Genomic DNA, 18,055 nt, shown 5'->3' on the forward strand with positions numbered 1-18,055 from the left:
GTGTTCGATTTTCTCTACCTTCACCTGGCCGCCTGGTGGGCGCGTGTCAGCGAGCTCCCGACCCCGCTGCTGATCGTGATCCTGCTCGTGGCGGGCACGGTGGCCACGGTGTTCGGGGTCTATGCGCGCGTGCGCCGCCTGGTGCTGACCTACCTGGACCGAGGTGACTGGCCCGGCATGGTTCACATCTTCGGCGAAGACGGGGACGCGAAGTGCTCGGAGTGCGAGCACCGCCTGGCCTGGCACGACCGGACCACGGGCCGGTGCTGCGTCGGCACCAGCGGGGACCGCTTGGTGCTCTGCCTGGCCCTACCGCTGCCCCGGTGGGCGCGCGCCCTGGTACAGAAGCCCGGGTGCGCGTGCCGCCTACGCCCGGCCAGGCGCTGACCGCTTCATCTGACTGAAGCGCCGGACCGAGGTCCCCGGCCCCACCCAGAACTTCCGGGTGAGGCCGGGGACTTTTCTACTCGTATCGGACCGCTTTTGGGGTGGGGTGTCGAATCCGGGGTGTGGGGTGCGCTTCTTCCTCAGTGAAGGGCAAAACACAAACGAGAAGGGATTCGGCCTTGGGCAACACCCCGAACACCACCTCACACGACGAGGGCCGACCGCCGTTGGCGATCTGGCCCTGCGCACCCGAGCACACCCACCACACCCCGGCCCGCACCCACCTGGGAGAGGTAAGCATCCCGGACCGGCTCGCCGCACGGTTGGTGGACGAGTACACCCGCCCCGAAGGCCGGGTCGCGGACCTGACCGGTGTCGGCGAGATCGCCCACCAGGCCTGGGAGCGGGGCCGTTCCCACCAGGTTCTGCACCCGGGCATGGTCTCACCGGGTGCCGCCGCGGCCTCGGATCTGGAGGTCGCGTGGGCGGAGTTGACCGTGACCACGGTGACTCCGACCCCTTCGTGTGCCGTCTCGCCGTGGGCGGCTCGGCGTCGGGTTCGGGCCCGGGTGGAGTTCGCTGCTCTGATCACCCGGCCCGGCGGGATCGTTGCGGTCGTGACCCCGGTCGGTCACGCCCCGGCCGGGGTGGTGCGGGCCGCTGCGTGCGCGGGGCTGGTGTATCTGCAGCACGTGATCGCGTTGACGGTGCCGATCTGCGACGCGGGTCTGGGGGCCGCGATCCCGGTTCGGGGCAAGGGCGGGTTCGACCCTGACCACGACCCCCACATCAGTCCGAGGGAGGGGGAGGACGAGGTGGGGTTGTCGACCTCGGTGGCCGAGGCCGCGGCCACGATCACCTCGCCCGCTCACCTGAACGTGTCGGTGTTCCGCAAGAAGGGCCGCACCACGCCGGCCCGCGCGCATGGCGAGGTGGAAGCGTGAGCCAGGAACAGCACGAAGACCACCTCGACCAGGCGCAGAATTCGGAGCATCTGGAAGAGCAGGGGGTCGACCACCACGAGGGTTCTCCCGGATCCGTTCTCGGGGCGGGTGCGGGGTTGTCGGTGTGGGCCACGGGCCAGCGCCAGGCCCGCCAGCAGCGCGGCGACCGGTACTCGAGGTTGTCGGTGGAGCACCCGGCCAAGATGCTGCCCGAGATCGCCCGCCACGTGATCTCGACCTACACCCGCCCCGGGGAGGTGGTGTTGGATCCGATGTGCGGGATCGGCACCACCCTGGTCGAGGCCGCTCACCTGGGCCGGGCCGGTGTGGGGATCGAGTTGGAGCCCAAGTGGGCCTCCATCGCCCGGCTCAATCTGGAGACCGCGCAGGTTCAGGGCGCCACCGGTCACGGCCAGGTGCACACCGGCGAGGGTGCCGAAACCGCCGCCGGTCTGACGTCGACCTCGTTGGCCGGAAGGGTGTCGCTGGTGTTGACCTCGCCTCCGTATGGGTCGATGACCCACGGCCAGATCCGCTCTCGCCGTGATGGAGCCCGCGCGGTGGAAAAGCACGCCCACCGTTACTCGCGTGACCGGGACCGGAGGGCGGACAACCTTGCCTACCAGAACCCGGAGCAGTTGGCGGACTCCTTCACCCGGATCATAGCGTCCTGCCGGGGACTGCTTGCTCCGGGTGGGGTGGTTGTGGTGACCACTCGCCCTTACCGCGAGAACGGGGAGCTGATCGATTTCCCCGGGCAGGTGGCCCAGGCGGGCCGGCGGGCCGGGCTGGTCCAGATCGACCGGTGTGCCGCGCTGCTGTGCGCGCTGCGCGATGGGGAGGTGGTGTCCCGGACCTCGTTCTTCCAACTGTTGGAGACCCGCCGGTTGCGTAAGGCGGAGTGGCCGGTGCACGTGATCCAGCACGAGGACGTGTTGGTCTTCACCGACCCTGACCCCTTCTACCAGCAGCACACCCAGGGTGAAGGGCAGGCGGAATGAGGCGGACCGACCCCGACCACCAGACGGAGAACGAGCAGCGGGGCGAGCAGGCACCGGCGGTGTTCGTGCCCGAACGAGGGTGCTTCACGGACGCGGCCAGCCCGGATCTGCGGGCACGGATCATCGCGGACATGCGGGCCCTGGCCACCTTCCTGGAAGAGCACCCGGAGCTGCCGGTCAGCCCGCACACCAACGTGGAAGTGTCCTACTTCCCGCGCACCAACATCGACGATGACTCCTTCGCTGAGGTGGCCGAAGCCGCCTCAAGGTTGGGGCGGATCCCGGCATGGGAAGGCGAGCACTACGTGGTCGAGCACCAGCGCGGCGCGGGCCGCTACCGGGTGGTGGCCATTCCCGAGGCGGTGCGGTCCCGCTACCGGGCCTGGCTGACCTACACCGGGCACGTGCGCCAGGACTGACACACCCCGGGGTGGCAGGGCTCCCGGCCCCGGGGGAAACCCCAGGCCGGGCTGGGGCGGTGTGGGGCCACCGGTGCCCCCACACCGCCCCGATCGCCCCGGCCCCGCCCAGAGCGGGACCGAACCCGGGGTTCGGGCCCCACACGGGGCCGCTGGCGGCCCCGACCAGCGAAAGCGACAAACCGGCTGCAAACGGGTGGTGGATGGGTGGTGGAGGAAAGATCCGGTGGGGTTGTTGACGAATCCGCTTGACCACCTCGGCGAGGTCGAGCGTGGATGCGTGGTGCCCCGCCAAACGCGGGGCCGCGCACCATATTCGTGCAGTTCACAGGTGGTGGAAAGGTGGGCAGGTGGCAGTGAGTAAACCGGTCACGCTGAACGAGGTCGGCGCTCTGCCGGTCTGGGTGGACCCGGCCACCGCCGGAAGCATGCTCGGCATGAGCCGAACAGTGGTCTACACCCTGCTCGACGCCGATGCCTTCCCCGCACCGGCCTACAAGGTGGGTCGCCAGTGGCGCATCCCCACCGCGGGAATACTCGCCCACCTGGGCTTGCAGCCCCTCACCTGGGCCTGCTGCGGATGCGGTGCGCGCCGTGACCAGCACCAGGAGGTCGATCTTGGCCACACATGAAGGCTCCACGTTCAAACGCTGCGGATGCCGCGACGACAACGGAAAACTCCTCGGCGTGCGGTGCGCGATGCTGCGCCGCCGCAGCGGCACCTGGAGCTCCACCCACGGCCGCTGGGGCTACCAGGTCGAACTGCCCCGCACCGCCCAGGGCGGGCGGCGCCAGGCCCGCCAGATCGGCCTGGCCTCACAAGAAGCCGCACTGGAAGCACTCCAGCGGGTACGGGTGCTGCTCGACCTGGCCGGCCAGGACCCCGACGATCTGATCCAGGTCGCTGACCTCATCCAGGCCGAGATCAGGGCCCGCCGACCCCTACCGGAAACCGACGAGGTCCAACGCCGTCTCCACCTGGGTGTGGACCTACGCACCGAAGTGCCCACGGTGCAGGAGTGGTTGGCCGAGTGGTTGAAGGACAAACCCGACCTGACCCGCAACACCCGCCGCTCCTACAGCAGCCACATCACCAACCACCTGGTCCCGCACCTGGGCAGGGTTCGCCTGGACAAACTCCAGGCCCGCCATGTGGAGGCGATGTTCACCGCGATCGAGGAGGTCAACGAACGCATCATCGAGTGCCGCGAGGCCGGGGACTCCCAGGCGTGGGCGAAGCTGGAGCGCCGTCGGGTGGTCTCACTGGCCACCAAGCACCGCATCCGCGCCACACTCCGCAGCGCCCTGTCAGACGCGGTACGCCGCCCCGAGTTGCCGGTGACCTTCAACGCCGCCTCCCACGCCCGCCTGCCCTCCTGCCCCAGGAAGAAACCCCTGGTCTGGACAGCCGACCGCATCAAGCAGTGGGAGAAGGAAGGAACCGTTCCCGGGGAAGTGATGATCTGGACCCCCGACCAGACCATCCGCTTCCTGGACCACGCCCGCAGGTACACCTGGCTCTTCCCGCTCTTCCACCTCATCGCGGTCAAGGGCCTGCGGCGCGGCGAAGCCGTCGGGTTGCCCTGGGCGAACACCCGGTTGGTGGACGGGGAGATCGACATCCACACCCAGGTCGTCCAACTCGGCTGGGAGACCCACACCTGCACGCCCAAGAGCACGGCCGGGGAGCGCACCATCACCCTGGACCAAGCCACCGTGAGGGTGCTGCGGGCTTGGAAGCGTCACCAACTCGAAGCCAAGATGGCCCTTGGAGTCCAGTGGCCAGAAACCGGGCTGGTATTCACCCGTGAAGACGGCCAGGGGTGGCACCCGGCCCAGGTCACCGACTGGTTCCACCGCATCACACGCGCCGCCGGACTGCCGCCCATCGCTCTGCACGGGCTACGCCACGGGGCAGCATCCATGAGTCTGGCTGCCGGGGTGGACGTCAAGGTGGTCTCCGCCGAACTTGGGCACGCCACGACCCACTTCACCCAGGACACCTACCAGACGGTGTTCCCGGACGTGGCCAAGGCGGCGGCCGAGGCCACAGCAGCGATGTTGAAGCCCGCAGCACACCGCGCCTGATGGAAGGGATCGGCTAGCCCCGCTGGGAACAAGGCCGCACACGCGGCCCCCAGCGGGGCCGCTCTGTGGCCCTGCAGAGGGAGCCGAGTGCCGATCCCATGCTGATCCCGTCAAGGGCCGCTACACCGCTGCGAAGGGCACGGGCGTGGTGTGCTCGATGATGGCTCCGGTGTTCGTCGGCAGGGTGCGCGGGCCCCACCTCGCCCGTCACCGCGTCAAGGTGCGGCCTTGGCTGGTGGCCGTGACCGGACGTCCCAAGTGCCCACGGCTGCGGTAGAGTTGTCGCGGCGACGGCCAGGGGTCAGGCTCCAGGTCGCACGCGCGGGCCTCTAGCTCAATTGGCAGAGCAACGGACTTTTAATCCGTGGGTTCAGGGTTCGAGCCCCTGGGGGCCTACCCACGAAACCCAGGTCAGAGGTTCTTTGCGGGTCCTCGGCCTGGGTTTTGCTCGTTCCGGTCACCTCCTGTCCGAAGCCCACGATGGTGCCAGCTCCTTGAAGCCAAGCTCTTGCCTTGGCTCTGATCGGGGGTACGCCCAGTACAGGGTCATCCCTCCTCGCGGAGGATGTCTGCGGGAGCCGTAGTGCGCCTAGGCAACGGGGCTAATGGCCAGGGCTCGTTGTGGACCGCGGGGCACCGCGCCGAACGCAGGACGATTGCGCGGCTGAACTGGATCGGTGAGGCGCTGTGAGTACCCCCGCGACGAACGACTCCTGATCACGTTGGCTGGTAGTAGTCGAAGCCCGCCGTGCCCGGCTCGTGTGTGCCGTGGTGTGCTCCAAGCGGTGCGGAGTAGTCGATCCGGTAGCTCGTGCAACCACCCGAGCCAGGACGAGTACGAGGAAGGGCCGTAGCTGAACCAAGTGACGACGGCTGCCGTTTCTGTCAAAGTGATCGGCATTGCTAGACGATTCTCGTGAGGAACCTGTGAGTACGCTCGGTAGCTTCATCTGGTCAATCGCTGACCAGCTTCGGGGTCCTTATCGCCCCAACCAGTATGGGACAGTGATCCTCCCGTTCACGATCCTGCGACGGCTCGACTGCATCCTTGAGCCCGACCGTGCGTTGGTACGGGAGTTGGCTGCGAGGTACGAGAACCCGAACCGGCTCAAGGTCGAGGTTAAGAAGGCCACGGGGCGGACGTTCTACAACACCTCCAACTACGGGTTCGCGAACCTGCTGGCAGATGCGGACGGGCTTGCGGACAACCTCGCTGACTACGTCGACCGGTTCTCCGCCGACGTGGACGTGTTCGAATACTTCGATTTCAAGAAGGAGATCCTGGCTTTGGAGAAGGCTGGGCTCCTCCGTGAGGTAGTCAAGTCCTTCGGTGCCGTTGATCTGCATCCGGACGTGGTGTCCAACGCAGACATGGGGGATGCGTTCGAGTACATCATCCGTAAGTTCAACGAGGCCGCGAACGAGACCTCGGGAGACCACTACACGCCGCGCGATGCGATCCGGCTGCTGGTCGACCTCCTCTTCGCGGAGAAGGACGTCGACCTCACCGAGGGCAGCATCATTCGATCGCTGTACGACCCCACCGCCGGCACCGGTGGCATGCTCTCCCTAGCGGAGGAGCACCTGCTCGCCGAGAACCCCGAAGCAAAGCTGAGCTTGTACGGCCAGGAGTACAACCCGCAGTCGTACGCCATCTGCAAGTCCGACCTGCTCGCCAAGGGCCATGACGCGACCAACATCGCGTTCGGGAACACGCTCACCAATGACGCCTTCAAGGGCCGTCAGTTCGACTACTGCATGTCCAACCCGCCTTATGGGGTGGACTGGAAGCAGTACGCCAAGGCGGTCAAGGAGGAGCGCGACTCTGCCGGTCCCTACGGCCGCTTCGCGCCGGGTCTCCCCGCTACCTCAGACGGCCAGATGCTCTTCCTGCTCCATCTGGTTCACAAGATGCGCACCCCCGAGGACGGCGGGGGCCGCGTCGGCATCGTCATGAACGGTTCGCCGCTCTTCAATGGCGCCGCTGAGTCCGGCCCCTCCAGCATCCGCAGGTGGCTGCTGGAGAACGACCTAGTCGAGGCGATCGTCGCGCTGCCGACCAATATGTTCTTCAACACCGGCATCGCTACCTACATCTGGATCCTTGACAACACCAAGCACCCTGACCGGAAGGGCAAGGTGCAGCTCATCGACGGTACGTCGTTCTGCAGGGCTCCGGCAAAGTCGGGTTGTAGGGATGTGACCTGCGTCTTCGTAGGGCGAACAAGCAGAAGCGGGCGTGTCCGACCCGGTTGGATGGAAGTTCTTCACGCTTTCGCCCAACCGAGGAACACGCCCGCGAATGTCATCGTCTCACCCCGGCGAGCTCATCGTCGAGCCCGTCTCCCGCCAGGATCACCTGATCCAGGTCCTTCAAGGTGTGCCCGACCCACGCAAACCCCGCGGACGACGCCACACCCTGGCCGCGCTGATCGCCGTGGCCGTCTGCGCGACCCTGGCCGGAGCCAAAGGGTTCACCGCGATCGGCCAGTGGGCCGCCGAGACCACCACCCACACCCTCACCGCCCTGGGCATGCTCCGGGGAGCCGCCGACGAGGCGACCTTTCGCCGCACCTTCGCCCGCTTGGACGCCGACCTGCTCGATCAGGTGCTGGGCGCTTGGGCCGCCACCCGCCTGATGGTGGTCAACGGGCTGCGGGTCATCTCCTTGGACGGCAAGACCCTGCGCGGTGCCCGTACCGGAACCGAACGGGCACCGCACCTGGTCGCCGCCTTGTGCGGCACCACCACCCTGGGCCAGGTCGCGGTGGACGCCAAAAGCAACGAGATTCCCGCCGTGCGGGACCTGCTCGGCCTCCTGGACATCGACGGAGCGGTCGTCACCCTTGACGCGATGCACACCCAGACCGACACCGCTACCACCATCCGGACCGGGGGCGCCCACTACGTCTTCACAGTCAAGGCCAACAACAAAAACCTGTACGCCCAGCTCAAGAAGGTGCCGTGGAAGCACGTGCCCGTACACACCACACGCGATACCGGGCACGGCCGCAAAGAGACCCGCACCATCAAGACCGCCCAGGTCCCGGCATGGGTCACCTTCGAAGGCGCCGCTCAGATCGCCCAGCTACGCCGCACCACCTGGCGCAAGAAGTCCAAGGGCTCACCCAAACGCAAGAGCGTGGAGGTCGTCTACCTGATCACCTCGGCCGACCACCGCGTTGCTCCTGCGTTGGTGCTGTCCGGGTGGGTGCGCCAGCACTGGGGGATCGAGAACAAGCTCCATCACGTGCGGGATGTGACCTACGACGAGGACCGCTCCCAAGTGCGCACGGGCAGCGCTCCCCAGGTCATGGCGACCCTGCGCAACACCGCGATCGGACTGCTGCGAGCAGCCGGGTTCGACAACATCGCCCAGGCCAACCGTCACATGATCCGCGACGAGGCTCGCCCACTCAGACTCCTACAGACCTGACTTTGCCGGAGCCCTGCGTCGTTCTGGACCAAGATGCGCAAGAACCTCGGGTCCAAGGGACGCGAGATCAGTGACGATGACCGTGCCGAGGTCTTGCGGCTGTACGCCGACTTCGAGGATGCCGACCCCGACCTCTCCAAGGTGCTGCGTAACGACGAGTTCGGTTACTGGACCGTGACTGTCGAGCGTCCCATGCTCGATGAGAACGGTAAGCCGGTTGTCGACCGCAAGGGTAACCCGAAGCCCGACTCGAAGAAGCGTGACACCGAGAACGTGCCTTTCACCTACGGCGGCTCAACCGTCGGAGCGGCAGGGGAGCGTGAGGTTGTACAGGCGTACTTCGAGGCCGAGGTACAGCCGCACGTTCCCGATGCCTGGGTCAATTGGGCGAAGAGCAAGGTCGGCTACGAAATCCCCTTCACCCGCCACTTCTACAAGTACGTTCCTCCACGCCCTCTCGCTGAGATCGATGCTGACTTGGAGAAACAGGTCGCCAAGATCCTTGACCTGCTGCGGGAGGTCGAAGCATGACGGAACAGCGGTGGCGATCGAGTGACCCCACACGTCAACTCGCGACTTTGTTCGCGCCTCAGTCGCGTCCGAGGAATCCTGGTCTGGAAGTTCGTAGTGCCTACCGTAATTATGGTGTGGTCCCATCAAGCACCAGCCTGGGCAGCGGTGCCGACAAGCTTGGCCGCACCACACGGATCGGCAACGGGTCAACACCCCGACGCGAGAACAGGGAGTATTGGGATGGTGGCGATGTTCCTTGGCTCAACAGCTCCGTGGTCAACCAGAGGCGTGTTGATTCAGCAGTGCAGTTCGTCACCGCTGCCGCGCTCTCAGAATGTCACCTCCCGATTGTCCCTCCCGGCTCGGTGCTTGTAGGTCTAACTGGCCAAGGAAAGACGCGCGGAATGGCGACGATTCTTGACGTCGAGGCAACGGTGAATCAGCACCTGGCATACGTGATCCCAGACCGAGATAAATGGTGGCCAGGTTACCTGCTGTGGCTGCTCACATCCGCATACGATGATCTCCGGAGAATTAGCGAGGAGAACGGAAGTACCAAAGGTGGATTGACCTGTGAGGCGCTTAAACAGTTGCGCGTCAGTATCCCACCGATTGATGAACAACGCGCCATCTGCTGCTACCTTGACCGCGAGACTGCCCGTATTGACACGCTCATCGAGGAGCAGCAGCGGCTGATCGGGATGCTGTGGGAGCGGCGCCGAGCCGTGTGCCTTACAGCAGTGACTCGCGGAGTTGATGAGAGTGTCGAATTGGTCGAGTCCGGGGACCCTGCGATTGGTTTGATGCCTGCACATTGGGCACTGCGTGCTGTTCGCCACTGGCTCGTCAGCCTGGACGGACGCCGGATTCCGTTGAGTGCAGAGGAGAGGGGAGACAGGAAGGGAGAATTCGACTACTACGGTGCGTCAGGGGTGATCGATCATGTCGACGACTTCATTTTTGATGAGCCGCTTGTCCTTGTCTCCGAGGATGGCGCAAACTTGCTGGCTCGCTCGACGCCGATTGCCTTCGTGGCGAAGGGACGCTATTGGGTCAACAACCATGCACACGTCTTGCGCCCGATCGCTGGCGATGTCGATTTTTGGGCTAGGCGGTTAGAGGCGCTCGACGTGAGCATAGCCGTATCGGGTTCGGCCCAGCCGAAGCTGACCGCTGGTGCCATGATGGCATTGTTGGTATCTGCTCCTGCGGATATCGATGAGCAGCGTCGAATCGCGAAGTATTTGGACGAGCAGACCGAAAAGATTGACATGCTCATCGAAGAATCAGAGCGCTTTATCGAGCTCGCTGGCGAGCGCCGATCCGCGCTCATCACAGCGGCCGTAGCGGGGCAGATCGACGTACGAGAGGCGGTGTAATGGCTGAACACAATGAGAGGAATTTCGAAAGAGAAATCTGTCAGTATCTCGAAGCTCAGGGTTGGCTGTACTCGGAGCACGACCATGACGGCGGTGAGTACGATCGGGAGCGGGCGCTGTTCCCGGCAGACCTGTTCGCGTGGTTGGACGAGACGCAGAAGACTGCATACGCCAAGGCGTTGAAGGCGGCGGGGTCCCAAGCTAAGTTCCTCGACGTGTTGACCTCGGCGCTGGACAAGCCGCTGGAGCATGGCGGTGGAACGCTGAACATCCTGCGCAACGGTGTGCAGTACATCGGTGGCGGTCGGTTGAAGCTGGCGCAGTTCCGGCCCGAGACCTCGCTCAACCAGACCACGACAGCGCACTACGAGGCGATGCGGTTGCGCGTGGTTCGGCAGGTGCACTTCTCGACTGCCGACCAGCGCAGTATCGATCTGGTGTTCTTCGTCAACGGGCTCCCGGTGGCCACGGTGGAACTGAAGACAGACTTCACTCAGTCGCTGGACGAGGCGATCAACCAGTACAAACAGGACCGCAATCCGTTGACGAGCGGGCGGCCCGAGCCGCTGCTGTCGTTCGGTCACCGTGCACTGGTGCACTTCGCGGTTTCAAACGACCTCGCGGCGATGACTACCAGGCTGGAGGGGACTAAGACCCACTTCCTGCCGTTCAACACGGGCTTCGAAGGCGGTGCCGGTAACCCGCCCGGCGCGGACGGACAGTCGGCGACGGCATATCTGTGGGAGCGGGTCTGGGAGAAGCACGCCTGGCTGAACATCATCGGGCGGCTGATGATCGTGCAGACCCGGGAGGAGTGGGATGTCGCGACCGGCACGTCGGTGAGGCGTACGAGCCTGCTCTTCCCCCGGTTCCACCAGTGGGAGGCTGTCACAAACATCGTCGACGCGGTGAAGGAGGAGGGCGCCGGGCAGCGGTACCTGATCGAGCACTCGGCCGGGTCGGGTAAGACGAACACCATCGCTTGGACGGCTCACCGGCTGGCCCGCCTGCATGTCGATGATCGGAAGGTCTTCGACACGGTCATCGTGGTGGTGGATCGCAACGTGCTCGATTCTCAGCTGCAGGAGGCGATCCGGCAGATCGACGGCACCGGAAAAATCGTCGCGACCATCAGCCCGGAGGACGTCCGTAAGGCTGGTGCTAAGTCGAAGTCGGGTCTGTTGGCGCAGGCGTTGAAGAACGGTGAGCTGATCATCGCGGTGACGGTGCAGACCTTCCCGCATGCGTTGGAGGAGGTCCGGCGTGAAGCCGGGCTGAAGGGCAAGCGGTTCGCCATCATCGCCGATGAGGCGCACTCCTCACAGTCGGGTCAGATCTCCTCGAGGCTGAAGAAGGTGCTGACCGCTGAGGAGGTGAAGGAGATCGAGGAGGGCGGTGAGGTCGATGTGGAGTCGGTGCTGGCATCGGAGATGTCCGACCGGGCCGAGTCGGAGGACATCTCCTACTTCGCCTTCACCGCGACGCCGAAGAACAAGACCCTTGAACTGTTCGGTCGTAAAGGGCCCGACGGCAAGCCGCGCGAGTTTCATCTTTACTCGATGAAGCAGGCGATCGAGGAGGGCTACATCCTCGACGTGCTGAAGGGCTATCAGTCCTACGAGACCGCGTTGAAGATCGCCGGTAAAGCCGAAAGTGGTGACGGAGGAGAAGTCGAGGAGTCTGCTGCCCGTAAGAGTTTGATGCGCTGGGTTCAGCTCCACCCGACGAACATCAGCCAGAAGGTGCGGATCGTCGTCGAGCACTTCCACGCCAACGTCGGCTACCTCCTCGAAGGCAAGGCGAAGGCGATGGTGGTTACCGACTCGCGCAAGTCCGCGGTGAAGTACAAGCTGGCCATCGACGCCTACATCGCCAAGCGCCGCGCCGAGGACGCCTCGTACAACTACCGCACCCTGGTCGCCTTCTCCGCCGGTGTGGCGATGGACGAGGACGAGACCTGGCATAGTGACTGGGGCCCACAACCGTCGAAGGACGACGAGTTCACCGAGGCCAACATGAACCCCGGCGCCGGGGCTGATCTGGCAGCCGCGTTCAAGGGTGCGACGTACAAGATTATGCTGGTCGCCAACAAGTTCCAGACCGGCTTCGACCAGCCCTTGCTCTCGGCGATGTATATCGACAAGAAGCTGTCAGGGGTCACCGCAGTGCAGACCCTCTCGCGGCTCAACCGCACCCATCGCACTGCTGGCGGGGAGCAGAAGCGCAAGACATTCGTCATCGACTTCGCCAACAAGCCCGAGGACATCAAGGCCGCCTTCGAGCCGTACTTCAAGAACGCGGCTCTGGAGACGGAGACCGATCCGTACATCGTCATCCACTTGGCCAACAAACTTGCCCAGGTCGGTATCTACACCGAGGACGACGTTCGCAAGGTTGCCGAGCTGTGGGTGACCCGGAAGGGCAACAACGCGCTCTCCGCGGCGATCAGTCCGGCGCAGCACGACTTCCGGCGCCGCTACGCGCGGGCCATCGAGGAGGAGGACAAGGTCGCGCTCCAGGCGCTCGACCTGTTCCGCAAGGACATCTCCACCTACGTACGCCTCTATGACTTCATGTCCCAGATCGTCGACTACGGCGACCCCTACATGGAGATGCTCTCGATCTTCCTGCGCTTGCTGGAGAAGGTCATCGCCGAGTCCGCTTGGGCGGCCGAGATCGACCTCTCCGATGTGGTGCTGGTCGGTGTCAAGCACAACAAGGCGGTCCCGGTCGATATCTCGCTCGTGGGAGATGGACAGTTGAAGGGCATCAGCGCTGCCGGCACGGGGATGAAGAAGGAGCCGAAGTACGTCGCGCTCCAGGTCGTCATCGACAAGATGAACGACCTCTTCGGTGCTGAGGCGTTCGCTGATCACCAGGTCCGGGAGTTCGTGCAGGGGCTGATCCAGCACTTGCTCGCTGACCCGAACTTGATCAAGCAGACCAAGGTGAACTCCAAGAAGCAGTTCGTGGAGTCACCGGACTTCCAAGCAGCCGTCACGGAGGCAGTCGCGGATAACCAGGGCGCCCACAACACGATGGCTGACTACTTCTTCACGGACGGGCCCGCCATCAACTCGATCATCCTCGCCCTCGCGGACGCCTTCTACGAAGCAGCGGTCGATCAGCAGGGGGATTCCTAGGCTCTGGAAGGAAGAGGTTGCCGTAGCGGCAGTCAAACACCTAAGCAATGATCAGCATCATGCAGTTGAGGGGTTTTCCTCAAAGCTCTTGGTGAAGTACTGGATAGCCGCGCCGACCTTCGCCAGCACCCCCAACGCCTTTCCCGTGGAGTCACTGGTAAGCAGATCCTTGATGTTGCTCAACCAGCGCTTCACCCCCTTGGCCTGTACTTCGGGCTTGCCAGCCGCTCCTTCCAACCGCTCCACCTGATCGAGCAGCTCCTGTTGGTCCTGTTCCTCAAGGTTCAGGGAGGGGACCAACTCTCGGATACGCATGCACAGGTCGGTGAGGTCCGGGGCCGAGGAGACCTGTGTGGTCGCCGACTGGTGAACCGTCCCAGACGTCCGGGTCGACAACTGCACTCCAGCGCTGTTGCTGATGTTGATCTGGTCACCCACGAGGGTTCCTCCCTGTACTTTGCTCCTCTCCCAAGCACTGATCGAGCCGCCAAAGATGTCCACCACGGTGGCACCCTCGGCGGTCAGACGAGCATGAGAGACCCAACCCTGATCAACTTCAAAGGCCGCGATGAGTCCATGGCGAAAGAGGTACCCACCCGCCCGATTTGCTTCTTCATCGGTGACCTGGACCCCTGCAATCCAAGCGTGAGCGGTGTGCTTGAGGTCGGCTGGGTCGACCCGTGACCGCCCTTCAGCATCGGCATGTCCAACGAGACCGAGCACAAGCTCGCAGATCATGTTGTGCCGAGCCCTGCCAGATTGGACACGGCGGAGCCGAACAGCGTGATTCCGACCTTTGTCGCTCAGGTGCGCGCTCACCTGCCCGCTCAGGCTCCCGTTGCTTCGCTGGATGTAGCCCTGAAGAAGGAGTTCCCGGGTCAGATCGGTGCTGTTTTTCGTAGCCCAGGACTGCAGTGGTTCATCGAGGTGGTGTAGGTGGGCGTCGACGAATTGGTGACGGGGATCGAGTCCTCGCTCATCAGGGCCGCGCTTCTCCAACTCCAGAAGCAGCACCATGGTCGCGTCCAGGACAGCTCGCCGCAGCATTGTGTGCTCGGGAACAGTGTCAAAACCCGGAACGTCGTGATCCATGGAGTCCCCAGCCTGCAGTTGTGTCTGGTCAAAGGAGCCGTGAAGTGGAACCTTGATGGGGTGTTTGGCGAGTTCCTGCTCGATTTCACGGGCCATCGCTGCTAGACCGCGATGATTCGGTTTGAAGTACTTCGGCATGTTGCCCCCGATGCCTGAGACGCACTCACGGCCCCCGCCACGAGAATTCCTGCCATGACACTACATGGTAGGCATGACAATCCGGCGCACCACTACATGTGGGATTATCGGATGTTGATCGTTGGGGTGGGGGTGTCCGCCTGATTCAGGATTCAGTTTCGGGGGATTCGCGCCCTGAGGCCACCACAGGCCCCACGCGGCGTCCATGCGCAGGGGTGCGGGGAATGTCGGGGCAGGGGCGCGGTTCGGGGCCTGGTGAGCCGCTGGTGGCCCTGAGTGGGAACCCCGGGCCTGGGCAAGGCGGCCGATGCGCGGAGCACGCCTTCGGGAGGTGCTCAGCGGCCTCGAGACACGAGCGAGGCAGGGGAGCGCACATGGAGCGAAACCAAGGTGGAATGGGCGCCCGATTTGTGCAATGCACCCGCTCTGAACTGCGGGTTTTTTGCGGGTAAGCGGTGTGATCACGCTTATTAAAAGTCCGCTGCTCTGCCAATTGAGCTAAGGCCCCACGGCGACGAGTAGCTCGGCGCCGAGACAACTCTACCGCAGTGGTAGGGCCGACGCAGAGCAACCTTCGGTGGGTGCTGGGGCACCTGTCCCGTAGGGGTTTCGGGATGTTTTCGGGGGTGGCTGGTGCGCTCTTCTTCGGTGGACTGCGGGGAGTGGGATGATCACCGGGCGCCAGCGGGGCGATCTCCTCGTGCTGCGGTAGGGAAAAATACACATCGAGAAATATTGCACGGCATGCAACTATGGGTCGTGTAAGGGGAGGACCTATGGGGCTGAGGGAACGCAAGAAGCTGGCCACGCGGCGCGCTCTGCGGGAAGCGGCAGTGCGGCTCACGTTGGAGCGGGGGCTGGAGAACGTGACGGTGGAGGCGATCTCGGCCGAGGCCGACGTCTCGCCGCGGACCTTCTTCAACTACTTCGCGACCAAGGAGGACGCGCTCCTGGACAACGTCGCCGTCTCCCTCGACGAGGACGCGCGGGCGGCGTTCGTGGCGGGCGGGCCCACGGGTGTGTTCACCGAGGACCTCAGTGCCCTGTTGATGGCGACTCTCCTGGTCTCGGACGATCTTGAGGCGCAGCGCGCGGATATGGCGTTGCGCAAGCGGCTCACGGAGCAGGAACCCCATCTGCTGTCCGGGCTGCTGCGGCGCTTCCACGACGTGGAGCGGGGCGTCGCGGTGGCGATCGCCGAGCGGGCCGGGGCTTCTGAGGACGATCCTCGCTCACATCTGGCGGCCGCGGCCGCGATGTCGGCCATGCGGCACTCCATGAAGATGGCCCCGGACCGTCCCGGGGGCGGGATCGACGAGCTGCGTGCCTATCTCGGGGAGTCGTTCCGGATGCTGGGCGAGGTCTTCACCGCGGACGACTGATCGCGGTGTGGTCCACGCCTCAGGAACGCTTCGGGCGTCAGGGACGTCGGACTCGTGCGGGGTTCGTGCCCGACCTTCAGGGGTCGGGGACGGAAGTCAGGGACCACCCAGGGCTCTCCCCGATGGGAATCGTCGTCGTGGACGGGCAAGGTAGAAGCATGAACGAGAACTTCGGGGGCAAGCGGCTCCAGCGCAGTGAATCCGACCGTTTCCTGACCGGTGTCTGTGGCGGTATCGCCGCCTACACGGGCATCGACTCCACCATCGTCCGGATCATCTTCGTCATCCTCGCCCTGCTGGGCATGGCCGGTATTCCGATCTACATCCTGGCCTGGCTGCTGATGCCCGCCGAGAGCGAGCAGCGTTCGCTGCTGGAGCAGATCATCCGTAACTTCCAGGGAAAGCCGAGTGAGCACTGATGTGGAGCCTGCGCGCACACCCGGACTGGCGGCGGCGTGAGCTGTGTGCCCCGCGGGAGGACCGGGAGGCCGAGGAGGCCCGCGAACAACCCGCGGAGCACCGCTCCGAGCGCTAGGGGCGGCCTCTAGGAGGCCGTCTCCGACTCGGTCGCCTCCATCCGCGCGGCGACCTCCCCGGACATCCGGGACCAGGGGATGGCCAGACCGATCGCGCAGAGCAGGGCGAGCGCCCCCGCGCCGGCGATGACCGTGCCGGTGCTGGTGATCTCGACGAGGAGGCTGGACAGCAGGATGCCGAGACCCTGCGCGGCCTGGAGCCCCGAGGCGACCAGGCCGAAGGCCAGCCCCCGGCCCTCCTTCGGCACACACAGGACAAAGGCTGCGTTGGCCACGAACTGGTAGGAACCGGCCGCCCCGCAGAGGGTCAGCGCCGCGATCATCATCCACAGCGGCATCTGGAAGACCCAGAGCAGCAGGGGTATGCAGGTGAGGATCGCGAGCGGCCCGAGCATCCGGATCCGGGTGGGCGGGGGGATCAGCCGGGTGAGGACGAAACCGCCGAAGAGCGCCCCGATGGACTGGCCGGCCATGATGAAACCGGCCGCGGCCGGACCGGCGCCCGCCTCGTCGGCCATGGGGTTGGCCAACCCGTAGGGGACCGAGTACAGACCCGCGAGCCAGGCGAGCAGCGCGAGGGTACGCAGCTTGGGGTCGCGGAAGACCAACTTCGCACCGTCCCTGGTCATCACCAGGAGACCGGGCCGCTTCTCGCCGCCCTCCTCGCGTGCCGGAGCGGGCCGTGACTTGACCCCGAGCCGCACGATCAGCGCGGACAGGACGAAGAGCAGGCCCGTCGACATCAGAGTGAGGTTGGGGCTGACGAAAGTGACGATCACACCGCCCGCGATCAGCCCGAGGAGCATCCCGACCTGCGCGGTCAGCTGGATGATCGCGGTGCTGGCCACGTAGCGCTCGCCCTGGACGATCTGGGTGAGCAGGGCCGCCCGGGCCGCGGCGAAGGGGATCCCCGGCAGAACCGACAGGAACAGCAGGGCCCAGACCGCCCAGATCGGCATCCCGGGGATTCCGACCAGCACGATGAACACGGCCCGGAGCAGGTCGCAGACGATCATCATCTGGCGCCGCGGCAGGATGTCGGCCAGCCCGGAGAACAGCGGACCGGCGAGGATCGGCGGCAGGAACATCACGGCCAGCGTGACTCCGGCCGCGAAGGCCGACTGCGTCAGTTGGTAGACCAGCACGCTGGCGGTGATGTTCAGCAGGTTGGTGCCGATCATCGACAGGGCGTGGGCCGCCCACATCGAGCGGAACTCGCCGATAGCCATGACGTCGCGGTAACTGCTCCGCCATTTGTCGTCCTGCGTCTCCGAAGATTCGTGGTCTCCGTCGTCAGGGGCTTTGTCAAGGCTTGGATTGCCCACCTGGCACTCCCTTACAGTCACCGGGGGTGGAATCACGCTGTGTCGTGTCCCAATGACCAACGGTTCCCGAAGTGGGCCTGGGTGGCAAGCCGGTTGGGTAAATTCGTGTCTGATTCGTTGCTCCGAGTAATGTCTCCTGGTCTGATTCGGTAGGGGTTCGTATTGGTGGCGTCCGGTTTGTTTTCCCAGGTGGCCGCAGATCAAGGGGAGGTTTTTCGGTCGCATGGTGCGCCAGGCGCTGCGGAAAGTTGTTACTCGCCGAAGTGGTCTCG

General features: G+C 64.9%; 14 protein-coding genes, 1 tRNA gene and 1 pseudogene. 14 read left to right on the top strand and 2 right to left on the bottom strand.

The annotated features are described in order from the left end of the window. The 12 genes and pseudogenes from NE857_RS03470 (at window position 1) to NE857_RS03525 (ending at window position 13,310) form a co-directional block, all read left to right on the top strand. The gene (locus tag NE857_RS03470; RefSeq protein ID WP_254419763.1) at window positions 1–387 is read left to right on the top strand and encodes a hypothetical protein; all 387 of its coding nucleotides are present in this window, start codon (window positions 1–3) and stop codon (window positions 385–387) included. A gap of 179 nt (window positions 388–566) precedes the next feature. Then, window positions 567–1,331 carry a hypothetical protein gene (locus NE857_RS03475; RefSeq protein ID WP_254419764.1) on the top strand — a complete coding sequence of 255 codons (765 nt, stop codon included), beginning with the start codon at window positions 567–569 and terminating at the stop codon, window positions 1,329–1,331. Then, a complete protein-coding gene (locus NE857_RS03480; protein ID WP_254419765.1) occupies window positions 1,328–2,332 on the top strand; it encodes a TRM11 family SAM-dependent methyltransferase in 1,005 nt (334 codons plus the stop codon). Before NE857_RS03475 ends, NE857_RS03480 begins: the two co-directional genes overlap by 4 nt. Beyond that, a complete protein-coding gene (locus NE857_RS03485) occupies window positions 2,329–2,751 on the top strand; it encodes a hypothetical protein (RefSeq protein ID WP_254419766.1) in 423 nt (140 codons plus the stop codon). The genes NE857_RS03480 and NE857_RS03485 overlap by 4 nt, the downstream gene beginning before the upstream one ends. Window positions 2,752–3,107: 356 nt before the next feature. Further along, entirely contained in the window at window positions 3,108–3,383 is a 276-nt protein-coding gene (locus tag NE857_RS03490; RefSeq protein WP_254419767.1) for a helix-turn-helix domain-containing protein, read from the top strand. After that, complete coding sequence (locus NE857_RS03495; protein WP_254419768.1) at window positions 3,370–4,839, top strand: tyrosine-type recombinase/integrase; 1,470 nt, start codon at window positions 3,370–3,372, stop codon at window positions 4,837–4,839. The genes NE857_RS03490 and NE857_RS03495 overlap by 14 nt, the downstream gene beginning before the upstream one ends. A gap of 323 nt (window positions 4,840–5,162) precedes the next feature. Next, a tRNA-Lys gene (locus NE857_RS03500) sits at window positions 5,163–5,235 on the top strand. A gap of 531 nt (window positions 5,236–5,766) precedes the next feature. Then, window positions 5,767–6,987 (top strand): annotated as a pseudogene (locus tag NE857_RS34455) (type I restriction-modification system subunit M); the annotation flags it as partial. A 154-nt stretch (window positions 6,988–7,141) separates the two neighbouring features. Further along, on the top strand, window positions 7,142–8,275 hold the full coding sequence (locus NE857_RS03510; RefSeq protein WP_221318711.1) for an ISAs1 family transposase: 1,134 nt from the start codon (window positions 7,142–7,144) through the stop codon (window positions 8,273–8,275). A gap of 33 nt (window positions 8,276–8,308) precedes the next feature. Continuing rightward, window positions 8,309–8,806, top strand: coding sequence for a hypothetical protein (locus tag NE857_RS03515; RefSeq protein WP_254419770.1), 498 nt, complete (start codon window positions 8,309–8,311; stop codon window positions 8,804–8,806). Then, window positions 8,803–10,167 carry a restriction endonuclease subunit S gene (locus NE857_RS03520; RefSeq protein WP_254419771.1) on the top strand — a complete coding sequence of 455 codons (1,365 nt, stop codon included), beginning with the start codon at window positions 8,803–8,805 and terminating at the stop codon, window positions 10,165–10,167. Before NE857_RS03515 ends, NE857_RS03520 begins: the two co-directional genes overlap by 4 nt. Next, window positions 10,167–13,310: a type I restriction endonuclease subunit R gene (locus tag NE857_RS03525; protein WP_254419772.1), complete on the top strand. Its 3,144-nt coding sequence runs from the start codon at window positions 10,167–10,169 to the stop codon at window positions 13,308–13,310. The genes NE857_RS03520 and NE857_RS03525 overlap by 1 nt, the downstream gene beginning before the upstream one ends. A 57-nt stretch (window positions 13,311–13,367) precedes the next feature. Here NE857_RS03525 and NE857_RS03530 read toward each other — a convergent pair whose 3' ends face one another. After that, complete coding sequence (locus tag NE857_RS03530) at window positions 13,368–14,540, bottom strand: hypothetical protein (protein WP_254419773.1); 1,173 nt, start codon at window positions 14,538–14,540, stop codon at window positions 13,368–13,370. A 776-nt stretch (window positions 14,541–15,316) separates the two neighbouring features. On the opposite strand from NE857_RS03530, the gene NE857_RS03535 reads away from it, so the two are divergent. Continuing rightward, window positions 15,317–15,922, top strand: coding sequence for a TetR/AcrR family transcriptional regulator (locus tag NE857_RS03535; protein WP_254419774.1), 606 nt, complete (start codon window positions 15,317–15,319; stop codon window positions 15,920–15,922). A gap of 158 nt (window positions 15,923–16,080) precedes the next feature. Then, window positions 16,081–16,341 carry a PspC domain-containing protein gene (locus NE857_RS03540; RefSeq protein ID WP_017578980.1) on the top strand — a complete coding sequence of 87 codons (261 nt, stop codon included), beginning with the start codon at window positions 16,081–16,083 and terminating at the stop codon, window positions 16,339–16,341. 125 nt (window positions 16,342–16,466) lie between these two features. On the opposite strand, the gene NE857_RS03545 is transcribed toward NE857_RS03540, so the two are convergent. Then, window positions 16,467–17,783, bottom strand: a complete 1,317-nt coding sequence (locus tag NE857_RS03545; protein WP_254419775.1) for an MFS transporter — start codon at window positions 17,781–17,783, stop codon at window positions 16,467–16,469. Between the last annotated feature and the right edge of the window lie 272 nt (window positions 17,784–18,055).

Source organism: Nocardiopsis exhalans, assembly GCF_024134545.1.
GTDB lineage: Bacteria > Actinomycetota > Actinomycetes > Streptosporangiales > Streptosporangiaceae > Nocardiopsis > Nocardiopsis exhalans.

Coding starts and splice junctions, on each gene's coding strand:
- NE857_RS03485 (WP_254419766.1), top strand. CDS start 2,329: ATGAGGCGGACCGACCCCGACCACCAGACGGAGAACGAGCAGCGGGGC.
- NE857_RS03510 (WP_221318711.1), top strand. CDS start 7,142: ATGTCATCGTCTCACCCCGGCGAGCTCATCGTCGAGCCCGTCTCCCGC.
- NE857_RS03515 (WP_254419770.1), top strand. CDS start 8,309: ATGCGCAAGAACCTCGGGTCCAAGGGACGCGAGATCAGTGACGATGAC.
- NE857_RS03520 (WP_254419771.1), top strand. CDS start 8,803: ATGACGGAACAGCGGTGGCGATCGAGTGACCCCACACGTCAACTCGCG.
- NE857_RS03525 (WP_254419772.1), top strand. CDS start 10,167: ATGGCTGAACACAATGAGAGGAATTTCGAAAGAGAAATCTGTCAGTAT.
- NE857_RS03530 (WP_254419773.1), bottom strand. CDS start 14,540: ATGCCGAAGTACTTCAAACCGAATCATCGCGGTCTAGCAGCGATGGCC.
- NE857_RS03535 (WP_254419774.1), top strand. CDS start 15,317: ATGGGGCTGAGGGAACGCAAGAAGCTGGCCACGCGGCGCGCTCTGCGG.
- NE857_RS03540 (WP_017578980.1), top strand. CDS start 16,081: ATGAACGAGAACTTCGGGGGCAAGCGGCTCCAGCGCAGTGAATCCGAC.